The sequence below is a fragment of the Qiania dongpingensis genome (assembly GCF_014337195.1).
Taxonomy (GTDB): Bacteria; Bacillota; Clostridia; order Lachnospirales; family Lachnospiraceae; genus Lientehia; species Lientehia dongpingensis.
On the sequence record NZ_CP060634.1, the window covers coordinates 1,946,302 to 1,962,471 of the forward strand.

The window sequence follows — 16,170 nt, forward strand, 5'->3', positions numbered from 1 at the left end:
ATAGATAACTGGAGATGTCAGATAGATGAAACAGGCACAGCGGAAAGATTTTTTTGTGGAGATCAGGAGGAGCCTGAACCGATACCTTTCGATTTTATTCATTGTCGCTTTGGGCGTGGCGTTTTTTTCCGGGGTACGGGCGACAGAGCCGGATATGCGGCTGTCGGTGGACGCGGTAGCCGACGAGTCTAATTTCATGGACTTTCGAATTTTGTCCACCATGGGCCTGACGGAAGGGGATCTGGAGCAGATCCGCCGGATACCGGGAGTTACGGCTGCAGAGGGCGAATACTCTTTGGACGCACTCTGCCATTATGGGGAAAAGGAGCTGGTCCTCCATGTCTCTTCCATGCCGCAGAATATCAATAGAGTGAACATAAAAGAGGGGCGCCTTCCGGAAAAAAGAGGCGAGTGTTTTTTGGATGAACAGCTTTTAGTCAGCACAGATTATGAGCTGGGAGATCAGATCACACTGTATTCTGGGACAGACGATCCTCTTTCAGATACGCTTAAAACGGAGACTTATACCATCGTTGGGATTGGCTCGAGCCCTTATTATCTGAATTTTGACAGAGGAAATTCTTCCATTGGGAACGGAGACATCAAGGGTTTCCTGATGGTGACGGAGGAGGATTTTTCCCTTGATGTCTACACGCAGATATATGCGGCCGCGGACGGCCTGGACGGTTTTGTGACTGCCGGAGGAACGTACCAGGATGAGGCAGAAAAGATAGCGGACGCAATCGAGGATATAGCGGGCGAGCGGTGCGGAATCCGCCTGGAGGAGATTCGGGGAGACGCACAGGAGGAAATTGGCAAAGCAGAACAGAAACTGCAGGAAAAAGAAGAGGAGGCGGAGCAGAAGCTGCGGGATGCGTGGCTTAAGATCGAGGACGGAGAGAATGAACTCGAGGACGGACGGGATAAAATAGCGGAGAACGAAGAGAAGCTTCGGGATGCGGAGAATGTTCTTTCTGTAAATGAACAAAAGCTAGTGGACGGAAAAGCGCAGCTTAAATCAAACGAGCAGAAAGCAGCGGACGCAAAAGCGCTTTTGGCTGAAAAACAGGAGGAAATCCAGAGCTCCAGGGAAAGGCTGGAGGCAGCGAGAGAAGAGCTGGAGGCTGGAAAAAGCCTGGCCGGAGAAGGACGGGCACAGCTGGAGGCTGCTAGGGAGGAGCTGACGGCCAAAGGCGAGGATTTGAAAGCCGGATGGGAAGGATATGAGAGCGGCATGGCGGACGCAGAGTCCTCTCAGGCAGCTTTGGATATCCAGAGAGGAAAATTGGAGGAGCTGCGCGCGGGTCTGGAGGCGGCAGGCCTGAATCCGGAAGAGAACGAGGAATATCTTCTGGGAAAACAAGCGCTGGATGCGAACCAGACGAAGCTGGACGGAGTTTTAAAGTATCTGGACGGGGTAAAAGCTGAACTCACTGACCTTCAGAGTCAGTATGACCAGGGAATGGCAGCTCTGGAGGGGAAAGAAGCAGAGCTGTCTGAAAAAGAGGCCGCTTTGGCTGCTGCAGAGGCGGAAATCCAGAATGGAGAAGCACAGGTACAGGATGGAGAGGCAGCGCTTTTGGAGCTTCAGAACGCAATCAAGACCGGAGAACAGGGGATTTCAGACGGACGTCAGGAGATAGCCAACGGAGAGGCTGCTCTGGAAGAAGGGCGCCAGGAGATAGCAGACGGGAAGCGGCAGCTGGAGGAAGCGAAGGAGAAGCTGTCCGACGGAGAAACAGAGCTTCAGGAGGCAAAGGCCGAGTATGAAGACGCGAGAGACGAGGCCGATGAGAAAATTGCCGATGCCAGATCAGAGATCGAGGAAGCGAAAGCAGCCCTGGAGGATTTGGAAGAACCGGAATGGTATGTGCTGGACCGGAAGTCAGTTCAGTCTTATGTGGAGTTTGACAATGATACAAAAAGGATTGGGGCGATCGGAAAAGTATTTCCAGTGATTTTCTTTCTGGTGGCTGCTTTGGTGAGTCTGACCACCATGACCAGAATGGTGGAGGAAAAGAGGACGGAGATCGGCACCATGAAGGCGCTGGGCTACAGCACCTTATCCATAGCCTCCAAATATATTTTATATGCGCTTTCTGCCAGCCTTCTGGGGAGCATAGCCGGATTTCTCGTAGGAGAAAAGCTGCTTCCATGGGTTATCATCACCACATATAAGATTCTCTATGGGAACCTGAGCATTATCCGGATACCGTATAATTGGGGATACGCTCTTGGAGCGACTGCTATTGCGGTGATCTGCACCACAGGAGCGACTCTGGCGGCCTGCTATAAAGAAACGCTGGCGATGCCTTCTCAGCTGATGCGCCCGGTTGCGCCCATGAAGGGGAAGAAGATCCTTTTGGAACGGATACGCCCTCTGTGGCGTCACATGAATTTCAGCCAGAAATCCACACTTCGGAATTTGTTCCGATATAAAAAGCGTCTTTTGATGACCGTATTCGGTATCGGCGCCTGTATGGCTCTGCTGATCGTCGGATTCGGATTGAGGGATTCAATCTACACAGTGTCTGACGGTCAATACGGAGAGCTTTGGCTTTATGATGCGTCGGCCAGTATCGTGACGGATGGAGAACAGGAGGAAAAAGAAGCCTTTTATGAGGATATGGACAGGGACGAGAACATATCGGAGTATCTGGGAGCCTACACGGCGTCTATGGATGGGGAAGCAAACGGTGTAACGAAAGCCGTCAATCTGGTCGTACCGGAAGATCTGGAACGGTTTCCGGACTTTTTCGTGCTGAGGGACCGGCTGAGCGGAGAAGGATATACATTGGATGATGAGGGAGCGGTCATCAATGAAAAGCTGGCGAAGCTTTTGGACATCCGGGAAGGAGATTCTTTTTATCTGAAAGAAAGTGACACCAGCAGGGTTTCAGTTAAGGTCTCGCATATCACAGAGAATTATGTGTATAATTATATTTATATGTCTCCGTCCTTATATCGGCAGCTGTATGGCAGGGAAGCAGAATGCAATACGGAATATCTGAAGCTAAAGGACGCGCAGGAAGAGAAAGGCCGTGAGCTGTCAAAACGCCTTTTGGAGCATGAAGCAGTGTCCGGTGTCGTACTGGTATCCGATATGAACAAGACGATCATGGATATGCTCGGAAGCCTGGATACGGTCGTCTGGGTCCTGATAATCTCAGCCGGGCTGCTGGCCTTTGTCGTCCTGTATAACCTGAATAATATCAATATCACGGAACGAAAGCGGGAGCTGGCCACCATTAAGCTGCTTGGCTTTTATGATCTGGAGCTGGCCTCTTATGTGTACCGGGAAAATGTGCTTCTGACGTTCATCGGTATCGCGGCAGGCGTTTTCATGGGAAATATACTTCACCGCTTTGTTATTGAGACCGTAGAAGTAGATCTGATCATGTTCGGCCGTGCGGTGCATCCTCTGAGTTATCTCTGGGGGATTGTCCTGACGCTGCTGTTCGCGTTTCTGGTCAACGCCGCCATGTTTTATAAGCTCAGAAAGATTGATATGGTAGAATCCCTCAAAAGTGTGGAATAAATACCGACTTTACAAAGATTTTACATAAAGATGGTTTTGATTTGACATAAATTTTGTATAGTGGAAGATGAACGATTCTGATTACGTGAATGAGGGAGATCTTTATGTCATTAAGCGATGTGAAACTATTATTTCAATTTGTCGGCGGCCTGGGCATGTTCCTCTATGGTATGAATATCATGGCGGACGGCCTTCAGAAAGCGGCCGGAGGCCGGATGAAGCGAATGCTGGGATATATTACGAATAACCGGCTCTTAGGCGTGCTGCTGGGCGCGCTGATCACTGCCATCATCCAGAGCAGCTCTGCGACCACGGTCATGGTCGTCGGTTTTGTCAACGCCGGGATTCTGAGTCTGTCCCAGGCGGTGGGCGTCATCATGGGCGCCAATATCGGTACTACAGTCACTGCGTGGCTGGTATCCATGAGCGAGTGGGGAGAGGTCATGAAGCCGGAGTTCTTTGCCCCTGTCCTCATCGGTATCGGGGCATTCATGCTTCTGTTTGCGAAAAAAGAACGCCAGAAGGAAATTGGAAGCATTTTGGTTGGCTTCGGCGTCCTGTTTATCGGGCTCAGTTTCATGTCCGGCTCCATAGAGCCCTATAAAGACGCGCCTGTGTTTGCTCAGATATTCACGGTGCTTGGAAGCAACCCGATCTTCGGCATCCTGGCCGGTGTAGTGGTCACCGGCATTATTCAGAGCTCCTCGGCCTCCGTCGGTATTCTGCAGACCTTGGCCATGAACGGAGTGGTCACCTGGAATTCAGCCGTTTATATCACCTTGGGACAAAATATCGGTACCTGCGTGACAGCGCTGCTCGCCAGCGCCGGCGCCCATAAGACGGCAAAACGGGCGGCAGTCATCCATCTGATGTTCAACGTAATGGGCGCGGTGCTGTTCGGCATAGTGATGTTCATCGTGTTCAGCCTGAACGGGAACTGGGCGGCGTCCACCATCAACAGTACGCAGATTTCCGTGTTCCATACCATATTCAACGTGACGAATACATTGATTCTGTTTCCTTTCGCAGGCAAGCTGGTATCCCTGTCCGGGAAGATCGTGCGGGAAAAGGTACAGGAACCGGAGGAGACGCTGGAGCAGAAGATCATGTCCCATCTGGATACCAGAATTTTGGAGAACCCCTCCTTTGCCATTGAGACCGCGAAGCGTGAGGTCGTCCGCATGGGAGAGCTGTCCCTCGATAATGTGAAGCTGGGAGAGAATGCGGTCCTTACAAACAATCAGGAATCTGTAGATAGGATTTTTGCCCAGGAAAAGACCATAAATTTCATGGAGAAGGCGCTGACGGAATATCTGGTGAAGATTTCCAACCTCTCGCTGATGGAAGAGCAGTCAGAGCAGGTTAAAAACCTTCTCTATACGGTCAACGATCTGGAGCGTATCGGCGACCACGCGGAAAATATCGCGGAGCTGGCCGAGAGCAAGATTCAGGGAGATATCCAGTTTTCCCCCATGGGCCAGAAGGATCTGGAAACCATATTCTCCTATGCGGTGGGTTCTGTGGAGAACGCCGTATCGGCCAGAAGGAATGAGGATGCGGAAAGCATCCGCCAGGTCATCAAGTTTGAAGATCTGGTGGACAGCACAGAGGAAGATTTGAGGGACAAACATATAGCCAGGCTGGCGAACAATGAGTGCCGAGCTTCTCACGGCGTCATTTTCCTGGATATCATGGGAAATCTGGAGCGGGTATCCGATCATGCGTACAATATAGCCGGATATGTGAAGGATGAAATGTGATTCAAACGGGAAATAAAGGAGAAATATGGAAGAGATCACATATAAAAGCTTAAAGGAATCAAAGAAGATCAAGGCATATATTGAACAGGGAGATGCGGTACTGGGAGCCCTAGGCTTTACAGAGCACTCTGAAAAGCATGCGGTGAAGACAGCCGAAACAGCTGGAAAGATCCTGAAAGAGCTGGGATACGAAAAGCGGACGGCGGAGCTGGCCCGGATCGCCGGATATCTGCATGATATTGGGAACTGTGTGAACAGGAACGATCATGCCCACAGCGGAGCCCTGATGGCTTTCCAGCTTTTAAGAGAGCAGGGAATGAACGCAGGAGAGATAGCCGTGGTGGTCAGCGCTATCGGGGAGCACGACGAACATACAGGGACGGCCGTGGACGCGGTGTCGGCCGCCTTGATCCTGGCAGACAAAACGGATGTAAGACGGAACCGGGTGCGGAACAAGATCAAAGAAACCTTTGACAAGCATGACCGGGTGAATTATGCCGCCAAATCTTCCAAGCTGGTGATCCAGGCGGAAAAGAGGGTAATCACCTTGAACATCGAGCTGGATGAAAGCATGTGCTCCATGATGGACTACTTTGAAATCTTCCTGCAGAGAATGTTGATGTGCCGCCGGGCCGCAGAAATGCTGGGCATGCGTTTTAAGGTGACTGCGAATGGAAGTAAGATCGTATAACGGAAAACATGGATAAGCGGCAGAATCCGCGGGCAGATGGTCCGGTATCATTGAAAGATACCAGTCCATCTGCCCGCGGCTTTTTTTCTTGGACTTGCGGGATAGAGATGGGAGAGGTATAATATATTTGTGATATTGACAGACGAATGACAGAAGTGCAAGTTATTTTGTGGACATAAAATAATAATTCTGGTATGAGGATGATGATATGAAAAAGAGACTGACCTGTCTATTTGTGGCAGTTATCATGATATTTATGAGCAGCGTCCATCCTGTCCAGGCTGCAAGGGCGCAAGGCGGAGACCGGGAAACGGAAGCCGGGACGGGGCAGAACCAGGGGACCCGCACTGTACGAGTTGCTTATCCGATACAGGCTGGGCTGACGGATGTTGACGAACAAGGCAATTATACTGGCTATACCTATGAATATCTGCAGGAAGTTGCACAGTATACGGGTTGGGATTATGAATTCGTAGAGGTACCAGGGGATATCAATGACAGTCTCTCTGCACTGATGGAGATGCTGGAAAACGGTGAAATCGATCTGATGGGCGGCATGGTGTACAACGAAGCCACTGGTCAGATGTTTGACTATTCCAGTCAAAGCTATGGTGTGAGAGAAACGGTGCTCCAGGTACTCTATGATACGGTTGATAATAAACTGATCAATTCCCAAGTTGAACAGAGTTTCCGGATCGCGGCTCCGATTACGGCGAAACAGACTAGGGCGGAGCTGGAAGATTTTTGTGAGATGAATCTGGTCACGCCGGAATACGTGGACTGTGTTTCTGTTGAGGAACAGCTTCAGGCGCTGAAAGATGGCCGGGCGGATATGATGGTGAATTCCAGCATGAATTATATTGAGGGAGTCAAAACGGTGGCGAGATTTTCTCCGAAGCCCTTTTATTTCGTGACGACAAAGGGAAAAAACGCAGAACTGTTGGATGAACTGAATGCCGCGATGATGAATATTGAACAGGTGAATCCGTATTTTTCCAATATGCTGTATGAAAAATACTTTTCCTATTCAGAAGAAAAGCTGGTACTGAGTGACGAGGAGGAGCGGTATGTGGAGCATACCGGACCATTGAGGGTCGGAGTTCTGAGTGGGCAGGCTCCTTATCAATACCAGAAGGAGGACGGATCCCTGGGAGGAATCTCCATCGACCTGCTGGACTATGTAACAGAAAACACCGGTCTTAAATTTGAGTTCGTATGTGTGGATACGCCAGAAGAATTGTATGAGAGATCGGAAAAAAACGAGATCGATCTTGTGGCGGGTATGCCCTATGACTATGATCTGGCTAAAGAACGGCATCTGTCCATGTCACAGGCATACGTATCCTCTCAATACGTGATCCTAATGAATGAAAAATGCAGTGAAGATGATATCGGGAGCGGAACTCTGGCGCTGACGTCCTCGGGGTATTATGGGGGAGAGCATGAAGGAGAGGTGGCATATTATAACAGCACCGATGAATGTATCAGGGCGGTAGCCAAAGGAAAAGCAGATTATACATGTGTTGACGCCTATACGGCCCAGTATTTTGTCAACCTTCCCCAGTATGCGAACCTGAAGCTGATACCCCAGGCATATAAATCCAGGGAGATATGCTTTGGTATCGTAAAGCCCGGCCCCCAGGAGCTGATTTCCGTTTTGAACAAGATCATCTTGCTGATACCGGAGGAGGAGATGCAGAAGATCCTAATCCGAAATACGGTACAAAAGCAGTCCTTTTCTGTCCAAAGCTTTATCAAGGCGAATCCTCTTGAAACCATAGGGCTGGTCGCTGGGATTTTAATGCTCATTATCTTGTTCCTGCTGTACTTTCTTCGACAAAGAGCGCGCATGAGCAAACAGATGGCGCTGGAGCTGAAAAAGCATTTTCGGGTATACGGTCTGGTGAACGAATATTTCCTGGAATACAGTTTTCGGGATAATAAGACGATCGTCTCCGCACCATCGAAGGAAAGCAGCCGTCCCCGTCTGATCGTATATGACCACAACAAGGCGGAGAGCAATGAGGACGAAGAAAAGCAGAAAGAGATTTTCTACAAGATACTCAGCTCTTGTGACGATGGAGTGCATGAGCTTCAGCTGTATTTTGAAGGGGGCTGTCACTGGGTACGGATAGCCGTTGAGACGGTGTTCGACGGAGAGACGCCGGCGTATACCCTCGGAAAGCTTAATATAATTGATGAGGAAAAGCAGGAAAAGGACATTCTGCTTCAGAAAGCGCAGCTGGACAGCCTGACGCATATCTATAATTCAGAAACGCTCCGAAAACAGATAGAGGAGGCCCTTGCGGCCCTGCATGAGGGAGAAAGAGGGGCGCTCCTGCTGTTCGATGTGGATAATTTTAAAAATGTAAATGATACATACGGGCACATGCAGGGCGACTGGGCGTTAATTCAGGTGGCGGAGCTTTTGAAAGTAAGCTTCCGTTCCAATGATATTGTCGGAAGGCCGGGAGGAGATGAATTCACCGTCTATATGAATTCCATCAAAAACCGTCAGATACTCATGGATAAGTGCCAGTTCCTGTGTGAAAAGGTGCGCGAACTGAAGCTAGAGGACGGAAAAGGGCTGACGATCAGTCTGGGCGCGGTCCTGGCCAGCCGCGGCGATACTTATGATGAGCTGTATACACGGGCGGATAAAGCTTTGTATCAGGCAAAGGAAAAAGGCCGTGACCGGTATCAGATTTGGGAGACAGATACGGAAGACAAATGACAAAAGGCTGCCGCGCTGAGTGATCAGTGCGGCAGCTTTGTTTTTCTCTGCTCTTTTATATCTGCTGAATAAATTCATCAATATAATACAGAGCGCTGCCAACAGCGGCTGCCTCAAACCCTTTGGAGGAGGCCTTGATGTACGAGCCGTCGGTTGGGAAAGTAGAACGGGCGCTCACCAGCTCCTTCAGCCTTTCAATGTATGGTTCCAGATAAATTCCTACGTATCCGCCCAGGATCAGATCACAGTCCAGAGACATGTTGATATTATTGATCAATATGGATAAATTCTGGAGATAGACGTCAAAGCACTGACGAAATGCTTCATTTCCGTTTTTAAGGCCCTCGAAAAAAGCGGCCAGATTATCCCCCGCCATGGTGGAGAGAAGCTTGGCATTTAAATAGGCATCGGAGCAGCCGATTTTCCCGCAGTAGCAGGGAAGTCCATTGGGGTCCAGGGTGACATGGCCGAATTCGGCGCTTCGGTTGGATACGCCTAAGTAGGTCTCGCCTCCCATTAAGATAGATCCGCCTACCGTATTGCTGAGTGAGAGATAAGCGATGGTGTCAATGTCAGAACGGCCCCAGAATTCGGCCAGTCCGCCGCAATTGGCGTCGTTGTACAGGGTATAGGGGAACGGAATATACGGTCGGATGCATTCATAGAAGTTCCCGGGTACAGGAAGGGAAGACTGGAAAATATAAGTCCCGTATTCCGTGATGATTCCCGGTATGGAGATTCCGATTCCGAGCACCCGGTCCGGACTTACTCCAGAGGCTTTTAAAAATTCGGATATCTCAAGACTGACTTCCCGGTAGCTTTCCTCCGTCCCTTTGATCTGGTAGTGTTTTCTTGGCATACTATGGATCACGCAGCCGTTCAGGTTCACAAGGACCATGGAGATATGGTTCAGGGTGATATCCAGTCCGAGAGCGACTTTAGCGTCCGGCACGATGGAAAAGCCTGTGGCTTTGCGCCCGACGCTTGAGGCCAGGGCCCCGTTTTCCATGATCAGCCCGGCGTTTTTCAGATCCTGAAGGTTTTGACTGATGGTGGGGAGACTCATGTGAAGTTCATACGCAATCTCCTGTTTTGAAATCTTATTCCGGCCAGCAATGAGCCGGAATATTTTATTTCGATTGTACTGCTTAATGTTGGCGGTATTGATCGGTGCCATAATATCTCCTTTTATTTTGTTTTTATAAAATTATTTTATAAAATAACTTGTTATTAGTTTAACATATTTCGGGGGAAATGCAATCAAAATTCAGCTCTTTAATATAATGGATGGTCATTTTGCCCATAAAAATATATATTTCAGTTGACAATTTGGAAATATTATACTAATATGCTAATATATTATATAAAATAGTTTTATAAAACTATTATAGTAAAAGCATTTGCGAAATGTCAACAGGAAGAAAGGGATAAGAAAATGAAAGCAGCGTATTTGGAAAAGCCGATGGAAATCGTGATAAGAGACAACGCGGATGTTCCGGTGCCGGGCCCGGAGGAAGCGCTGGTGAAAGTGGAGTACTGCGGAGTGTGCGGTTCGGACGTTCATTTTTATAAGGATGGGCATATCGGAGATGTGACGGCGCCTCCATCATTTATCTTGGGACACGAAGTGGCCGGTACGGTTATGAAGGTGGGAAATCTGGTGAGTGGGCTCCGGCCGGGGGAACGGGTCGCACTGGAGCCTGGCTATCCCTGCGGTACATGTGAGCTTTGCAGGAGCGGCAAATACAATCTCTGCCGGTCCGTCCGCTTTTTTGCTGACCCGCCTACACAGGGGGCCCTTCAGGAATATGTGGTCCATCCGGCGGGAATGTGCTACCCGCTTCCGAAATCTGTGTCCACAGAGGAAGGGGCTTTAGTGGAACCCTTGGCGGTGGGACTTCACGCCGCGGGTCAGGGAAATGTCACATTGGGTGACCGCGTGCTGATCTTGGGCGGCGGCTGCATCGGCCTGGTGACCTTATTGGCGGCGAAAGCGCGGGGAGCATCGGAGATTGTGGTGGCGGATTTGTTTGAGAAGCGTCTGGAAGCTGCGAAACGTTTGGGAGCAAACGGCATTATTAACGCCGGAAAGGAAGACGTGGCGGCCAGGGTGAAAGAAATCTTTGGAGAACGGGGAGCCGATGTGGTATTTGAAACGGCAGGATCGGCAGCGACCATTGGCGAGGCGCCGTTTTTTGTGAAGAGGGGCGGTACGGTGGTACTCGTGGGAATGGCGGCGGAGAGCACGATCAACTTTAACTTTTCTCAGATCATGGTGAAAGAAGTTACGATCAGATCTGTATTTCGCTATCGAAATCTGTATCCTGTGGCGATTGCGGCGATTGCCAGCGGCTCCATCGATGTGAAACCGATCGTCACCCATTATTTTTCTTTTGACGACAGCGACGCGGCTTTCCGAACTGTGGTGAAAGAAGCGAAGGATGTTATTAAAGCGGTCATCCGGTTTTGACGGCCGGACAGAAAGCAGGTGTGGAAATGAGTGAAGAGATCAAGCTGGAACTAAGAAACATATCAAAATCTTTTCCGGGAGTAAAAGCGCTGGATCAAGTGAGCTTTCGGCTGAAAAAAGGTACGACACATGTACTCTGCGGAGAAAACGGAGCCGGGAAATCCACTCTGATGAAAATTCTGGACGGAATATACCGGCAGGACGAAGGGGAGATTTATATCGACGGCAGGCCGGTCCAAATAAAGAGTCCGGTGGATGCAAGGGCCAACGGCATTGCCATGATCTTTCAGGAACTTTCTTATGTGCCGGATCTGACTGTGGCGGAAAACGTTTATTTGGGCAGCTGGACGATGAAGCGGAGGGGAAAAATCGATTGGAAAACGATACGGAAGAATACGGAAGCGCTTCTGACGCAGGAGGGATTTCCGTATTCTCATGACACGCTTTTGAGGAGCCTGAGCGTGGCGGACATTCAGCTGATCGAAATACTGAAAGCGGTATCCTTTGACGCCCAGGTATTGATCATGGACGAGCCGACCTCTTCCATATCAGATAAGGAAGTGACGTTCTTGTTTGATAAAATTGAACAGCTGAAAAAACGGGGAGTCAGCATCATTTATATTTCTCATAAGATGGATGAAATTTTTAAAATAGCTGATGAGATCACGGTTCTTCGGGACGGGGCGGTAGTAGGGACGAGAAATGCCTCGGAGGTTACGATTGACCAAGTGATTGAGATGATGGTCGGGAGGAAGCTGGAGAATCAGTATCCGAAAACAAAAGTCCCGGTGGGAGAAAAGGTCCTGGAAGTAAAGGGGTTCTGCTCGCCTGGAATATTCAAAAATATTTCGTTTGATGTCAGAGCGGGAGAAATCGTAGGATTCGCGGGGCTGGTTGGCGCGGGCCGGACAGAAGTGATGAACGCGGTCTTCGGAATGGATCCTCATACAGAAGGAGAGGTGTACATAAAAGGAAAGCCGGTGCAGATCAGGCACGTATGGCAGGCAATCGCCCACGGGCTTGCGATGGTGTCGGAGGACCGGCGGCAATACGGCATTGTACCGGTAAGGAACATTATAGAAAATACCTCCCTGGCTTCGCTGAAAAAATTCTTTTATAAAGGGCGCTGCCACAAACGAAAAGAAAAGGAGAAGGTACGGGAGGTCTGTGAACGGATGAATGTTAAAACTCCGTCGCTGGAAACAAAGATCGAGAACCTTTCCGGCGGAAACCAGCAAAAGGTGATCTTGGCGAAGTGGATGCTCTGCAGCCCGGACGTACTGATTATGGATGAACCGACTAGAGGGATCGACGTGGGGGCTAAGAGTGAAATCTATCAGCTGATGGAAGAATTTGCCCGGGATGGAAAGGGGATTGTCATGGTGTCCTCGGAGCTTCCGGAACTGATCGGCATGTGCGACCGGATTTACGTAATGCATGAAGGAGTAATCACGGGATGTCTGGACAAAGAGGAATTTTCTCAGGAAGCTATTATGAATTTCGCAGTAAAGACAGCAGGGTGATAAATGATTGGGAGGATGGACGATGGAGATGCAAAAACCGAAAAGGGATTTTCATAAAATTTTGAGTAGGTACAGTCTGGTTCTGATACTAGTCGTATTTATGGCAGTCTGTGCCATAGCCAATAAACACTTTTTAAAACCCGACAACTTATTGAATGTGGCAAGACAGCAGTCAGTCATCCTGATTATCGCGTTTGGCGAGATGCTGCTCATCACCGCGGGCCTGCTGGATCTGGCGGCCGGCGCCGTAGTAGCCTTGGCCGGCGTTCTGGCGGTATCCGCCTATCATGTGACTCACAGCATCGCAGCGACCTTTGCCGTAGCGATCGGGGTATCTGTGGTCTGTAATCTGCTCAGTGGATTTATGGTGACGAAATTCAGGACGCCCCCATTCATTGCGACCCTTGCCATCCAGACGATGGCCAGAGGAGCCGCGCTTTTTTATACCGACGGTCAGAACATCTATGACCTGGGGAAATTTACGGTAGTCGGACAGGGGAGCTTTCTGGGAATCCCGATACCCGTCATCATTATGCTTGTCACCTTTGCCGTAATCTTTTATCTGACAAACCACACAAGGATGGGCCGTTCCATTTACGCGATTGGGGGAAATGAACAGGCGGCCAATGCTTCCGGAATTAAAGTAAAGTCTGTGAAAATGAAGACGTATGCCATCCATGGCATTTTAGTCGGTATTGCAGCCGCTGTTTTTGTATCAAGAGTAAACGGCGCTATGCCGAACGGAGCTCAGGGATATGAATTCGACGCGATGACTGCCACGATCATAGGCGGGACCAGCTTTTCCGGCGGTGTAGGATCGGCTTTCGGTACAATGATCGGCGCGTTCATCGTGGGCTTTTTAAGCAATATCATGAACCTGATATCTGTCAATTCCTATATCCAGCAGATTGTAAAAGGCGTGATCATTGCAGGCGCGGTCATATGGGATCTTTATTCCAAGGAGAAAAAAACCTACAAAAAGGGCTCTAAGGGATAAGCAGATACAACCACTTAAAAAGGAGGAAGAAAAATGAAAAAATTGTTGGCAGTATTGATGGCAGTATGTATGGTCCTATCTATGTCAGCCTGCGGGGGCGGTGACAAGAAGGAAACAAAAGCGGTATCTGGGGAGACGAAAACGGAGGCGGGAAGTACAAAGGAAGCATCTGACGGGGAAACGTATAAGGTGGCGTTTATTTCAAGAAACATGGCGGACAGCTTTGCCGCCAGAATCGCAAAGTCTATGGAAGAGGAATGGGAGGCGAATTACAAAGACCTGTTCACTCTGGATATCCTGGATGCGGAATCGGACAGTGCAAAGGAAAATACTCTGATTGAAACCTGTATCACAAAGGAATACGACTGTATCATTATCCAGCCAAACGACGGAGATCTGCAGCTTCCTTATGCTCAGAAGGTTGTGGACGCAGGGATCAAATGTATTACCACGAACGCCGGCATCCGTGAGGTGGAGGGCGGTTCCTGGATCGACGCAGATCCTTATGATCAGGGTCGGGTCCTCGCTGAACTGGCCGTAGAAAAAGCGCCGGAAAACGCTAGAGTGGTCATCCTTTCCTGTAATCCCGGGAACCTTCACACAGAATCCAGGCTGAAAGCGTATAAGGACATTTTTGTAAAACAGCGCCCGGACTGCGAGATCCTGGCGGAGAAAATCACCGACCGCGCGGATGAAGGCACCTTTATGGCGACTATGGAGGACTGGGTACAGTCCTATGGAAAGATTGATGTAGTGCTCACCATCGGCGATGCGCTGGCCATGTCCTGTTACGAGGTAGTAAAGGACAATCCCGATTACAAGGACATCCAGACATACGGGGTAGACGCGGTGCCCGAGGCACTTCTGGCCATTAAAAAAGGTACTTATACGGCGACTGTGATGCAGAACACAAAAGAGCTGGCAGAGAAGAACCTGGCGGCAGCAGCCAGACTCTTAAAAGGAGAAGACGAAGTGATCGAGGAGTCCATTGATACGATTCTGATCACAAAAGACAACGTGGATGAATACATCGACTTTTATATTGAACAAGGAGCGCTGACTCAGGAAGAAGTGGATGAAGCAATGAAGAATTAAAATATTTTAACAGAGGACTGCCGCACCATGTGATTGGTGCGGCAGCCCTTTTTTGATGCCGTGGAATAGAATCAGTTCCTGCAGCGGATGAATATCATTCGTGTCTCAGCGCATCGATGGGGTTCAGATTGGCTGCCTTAAAGGAAGGAATAATTCCAAATATAAGGCCGATCAAGGTGGAAAATACCACGGACACTACAATAGCCGGGATGCTGATAGCCACCGGAGCCTGGGACAGGCTCGAGATGATGTAGGCCAGGCCGATGCCTGCGCCAATTCCCAGGATACCGCCCAGGCCGGTCAGTACTGCGGCTTCGGTCAGGAACTGTCCGAGGATACGAGTCTTTCTGGCGCCCAGAGCCTTTTTCAAGCCGATCTCCCGTGTACGTTCTGTGACAGAAACCAGCATGATGTTCATGACGCCGATTCCGCCAACCAGCAGGGAGATACTGGCGATCCAAATCAGCTGTCTGTTGGTCGCCGCGCTGAGTTCCTGAAGCTTATTGGCCTGCTCGAGCAGATCCTCGCCCTTATATTTTATGGTCTCGTCCGATACATATAAATAGCCGTTCAGGATGTCGGAGGCTTTTTCACCGGCGGCGGTCATGTCATCGGTACTGGCGGCGCGGACCACCAGGTTCTGGGGTTCGCCGTACTGATAAAGGACCGGCCAGATGGCGTCGGGGACACAGACCAGGCCGCTGGAGTAGTTGGAGGCATAGCGCTCATAGTCCTCCAAAGAATTTATGACCGGTTCAAAACCGGCCTTCTGTCCAATCAGTCCAATCACCGTGAACGGTTCACCTTTAATCTCGACAGTCTTGCCGATGGGATCTTCTCCCTGAAACAAATTGGACGATGCCGTTTTGTCCAGCAGCACTACCTTCCGGCTGTCGGTAAAATCCTTGTCGGTGAAGCCGCGGCCTTTGGTGATCTGATATCCATAGACGTCCAGGTAATGATTGTCTATACCCACGATATTGCCTCCGGTAAGAGTCTGTGAACCGTTGAAGACGGCACTGTACTCGTTCCGCGTGTAGTAGAGAGAGGCCTCAATGACCTCAGACAAACCGAGAATCTCTTCACGGACCTCAGGGGTGATAACGGGTACTCCGTCCGGCGGACTGGTATAAGTGAGATCCATTGGCCAGTCTCCCTGATATAGCTGTATTTTCACCGCGTTGTTTCCGGCGCCGACCAGATTTTGCTTGATCTGTTCATTGGTGCCTTTGATCGTGGACACGATGGCGATGATGGAACCGATGCCGATGATGATGCCCAGCATCGTCAAAAAGGAACGGAGCTTATGGGCCCAGATTCCCTGAAAGGATAATCGTATATTTTCTAACATGGGTCCTCCTC

Annotated in this window: 10 protein-coding genes; 8 read left to right on the top strand and 2 right to left on the bottom strand. The window is 49.8% G+C overall.

Annotated features, from left to right (window positions below; all coding sequences use genetic code 11):
- Window positions 1-25: 25 nt before the first annotated feature.
- From H9Q78_RS09095 to H9Q78_RS09110, 4 genes are all read left to right on the top strand, one after another.
- A complete protein-coding gene (locus H9Q78_RS09095) occupies window positions 26-3,538 on the top strand; it encodes an ABC transporter permease (RefSeq protein ID WP_249301146.1) in 3,513 nt (1,170 codons plus the stop codon).
- A 104-nt stretch (window positions 3,539-3,642) separates the two neighbouring features.
- The gene (locus H9Q78_RS09100; RefSeq protein WP_249301147.1) at window positions 3,643-5,298 is read left to right on the top strand and encodes a Na/Pi cotransporter family protein; all 1,656 of its coding nucleotides are present in this window, start codon (window positions 3,643-3,645) and stop codon (window positions 5,296-5,298) included.
- Window positions 5,299-5,323: 25 nt separating this feature from the next.
- Window positions 5,324-5,989 carry an HD domain-containing protein gene (locus H9Q78_RS09105; protein WP_249301148.1) on the top strand — a complete coding sequence of 222 codons (666 nt, stop codon included), beginning with the start codon at window positions 5,324-5,326 and terminating at the stop codon, window positions 5,987-5,989.
- A gap of 208 nt (window positions 5,990-6,197) precedes the next feature.
- Entirely contained in the window at window positions 6,198-8,723 is a 2,526-nt protein-coding gene (locus H9Q78_RS09110; protein ID WP_249301149.1) for a transporter substrate-binding domain-containing diguanylate cyclase, read from the top strand.
- 55 nt (window positions 8,724-8,778) lie between these two features.
- Here the strand turns inward: H9Q78_RS09110 and H9Q78_RS09115 are convergent, their stop codons facing one another.
- Window positions 8,779-9,900 carry an ROK family transcriptional regulator gene (locus tag H9Q78_RS09115; protein ID WP_249301150.1) on the bottom strand — a complete coding sequence of 374 codons (1,122 nt, stop codon included), beginning with the start codon at window positions 9,898-9,900 and terminating at the stop codon, window positions 8,779-8,781.
- 258 nt (window positions 9,901-10,158) lie between these two features.
- Here H9Q78_RS09115 and H9Q78_RS09120 point away from each other — a divergent pair, with 258 nt between their 5' ends.
- From H9Q78_RS09120 to H9Q78_RS09135, 4 genes are read left to right on the top strand one after another with little or no spacing between them, the layout of a single operon-like run.
- Window positions 10,159-11,193: an NAD(P)-dependent alcohol dehydrogenase gene (locus H9Q78_RS09120; RefSeq protein WP_249301151.1), complete on the top strand. Its 1,035-nt coding sequence runs from the start codon at window positions 10,159-10,161 to the stop codon at window positions 11,191-11,193.
- Between the two features lie 26 nt (window positions 11,194-11,219).
- Window positions 11,220-12,716: a sugar ABC transporter ATP-binding protein gene (locus H9Q78_RS09125; protein WP_249301152.1), complete on the top strand. Its 1,497-nt coding sequence runs from the start codon at window positions 11,220-11,222 to the stop codon at window positions 12,714-12,716.
- A gap of 22 nt (window positions 12,717-12,738) precedes the next feature.
- Window positions 12,739-13,713 carry an ABC transporter permease gene (locus H9Q78_RS09130; protein WP_249301153.1) on the top strand — a complete coding sequence of 325 codons (975 nt, stop codon included), beginning with the start codon at window positions 12,739-12,741 and terminating at the stop codon, window positions 13,711-13,713.
- Between the two features lie 33 nt (window positions 13,714-13,746).
- Window positions 13,747-14,808, top strand: coding sequence for a sugar ABC transporter substrate-binding protein (locus H9Q78_RS09135; RefSeq protein ID WP_249301154.1), 1,062 nt, complete (start codon window positions 13,747-13,749; stop codon window positions 14,806-14,808).
- Window positions 14,809-14,902: 94 nt separating this feature from the next.
- Here H9Q78_RS09135 and H9Q78_RS09140 read toward each other — a convergent pair whose 3' ends face one another.
- Window positions 14,903-16,159: an ABC transporter permease gene (locus H9Q78_RS09140; RefSeq protein WP_249301155.1), complete on the bottom strand. Its 1,257-nt coding sequence runs from the start codon at window positions 16,157-16,159 to the stop codon at window positions 14,903-14,905.
- Window positions 16,160-16,170: the final 11 nt, after the last annotated feature.

Coding starts and splice junctions, on each gene's coding strand:
- H9Q78_RS09095 (WP_249301146.1), top strand. CDS start 26: ATGAAACAGGCACAGCGGAAAGATTTTTTTGTGGAGATCAGGAGGAGC.
- H9Q78_RS09100 (WP_249301147.1), top strand. CDS start 3,643: ATGTCATTAAGCGATGTGAAACTATTATTTCAATTTGTCGGCGGCCTG.
- H9Q78_RS09105 (WP_249301148.1), top strand. CDS start 5,324: ATGGAAGAGATCACATATAAAAGCTTAAAGGAATCAAAGAAGATCAAG.
- H9Q78_RS09110 (WP_249301149.1), top strand. CDS start 6,198: ATGAAAAAGAGACTGACCTGTCTATTTGTGGCAGTTATCATGATATTT.
- H9Q78_RS09115 (WP_249301150.1), bottom strand. CDS start 9,900: ATGGCACCGATCAATACCGCCAACATTAAGCAGTACAATCGAAATAAA.
- H9Q78_RS09120 (WP_249301151.1), top strand. CDS start 10,159: ATGAAAGCAGCGTATTTGGAAAAGCCGATGGAAATCGTGATAAGAGAC.
- H9Q78_RS09125 (WP_249301152.1), top strand. CDS start 11,220: ATGAGTGAAGAGATCAAGCTGGAACTAAGAAACATATCAAAATCTTTT.
- H9Q78_RS09130 (WP_249301153.1), top strand. CDS start 12,739: ATGGAGATGCAAAAACCGAAAAGGGATTTTCATAAAATTTTGAGTAGG.
- H9Q78_RS09135 (WP_249301154.1), top strand. CDS start 13,747: ATGAAAAAATTGTTGGCAGTATTGATGGCAGTATGTATGGTCCTATCT.
- H9Q78_RS09140 (WP_249301155.1), bottom strand. CDS start 16,159: ATGTTAGAAAATATACGATTATCCTTTCAGGGAATCTGGGCCCATAAG.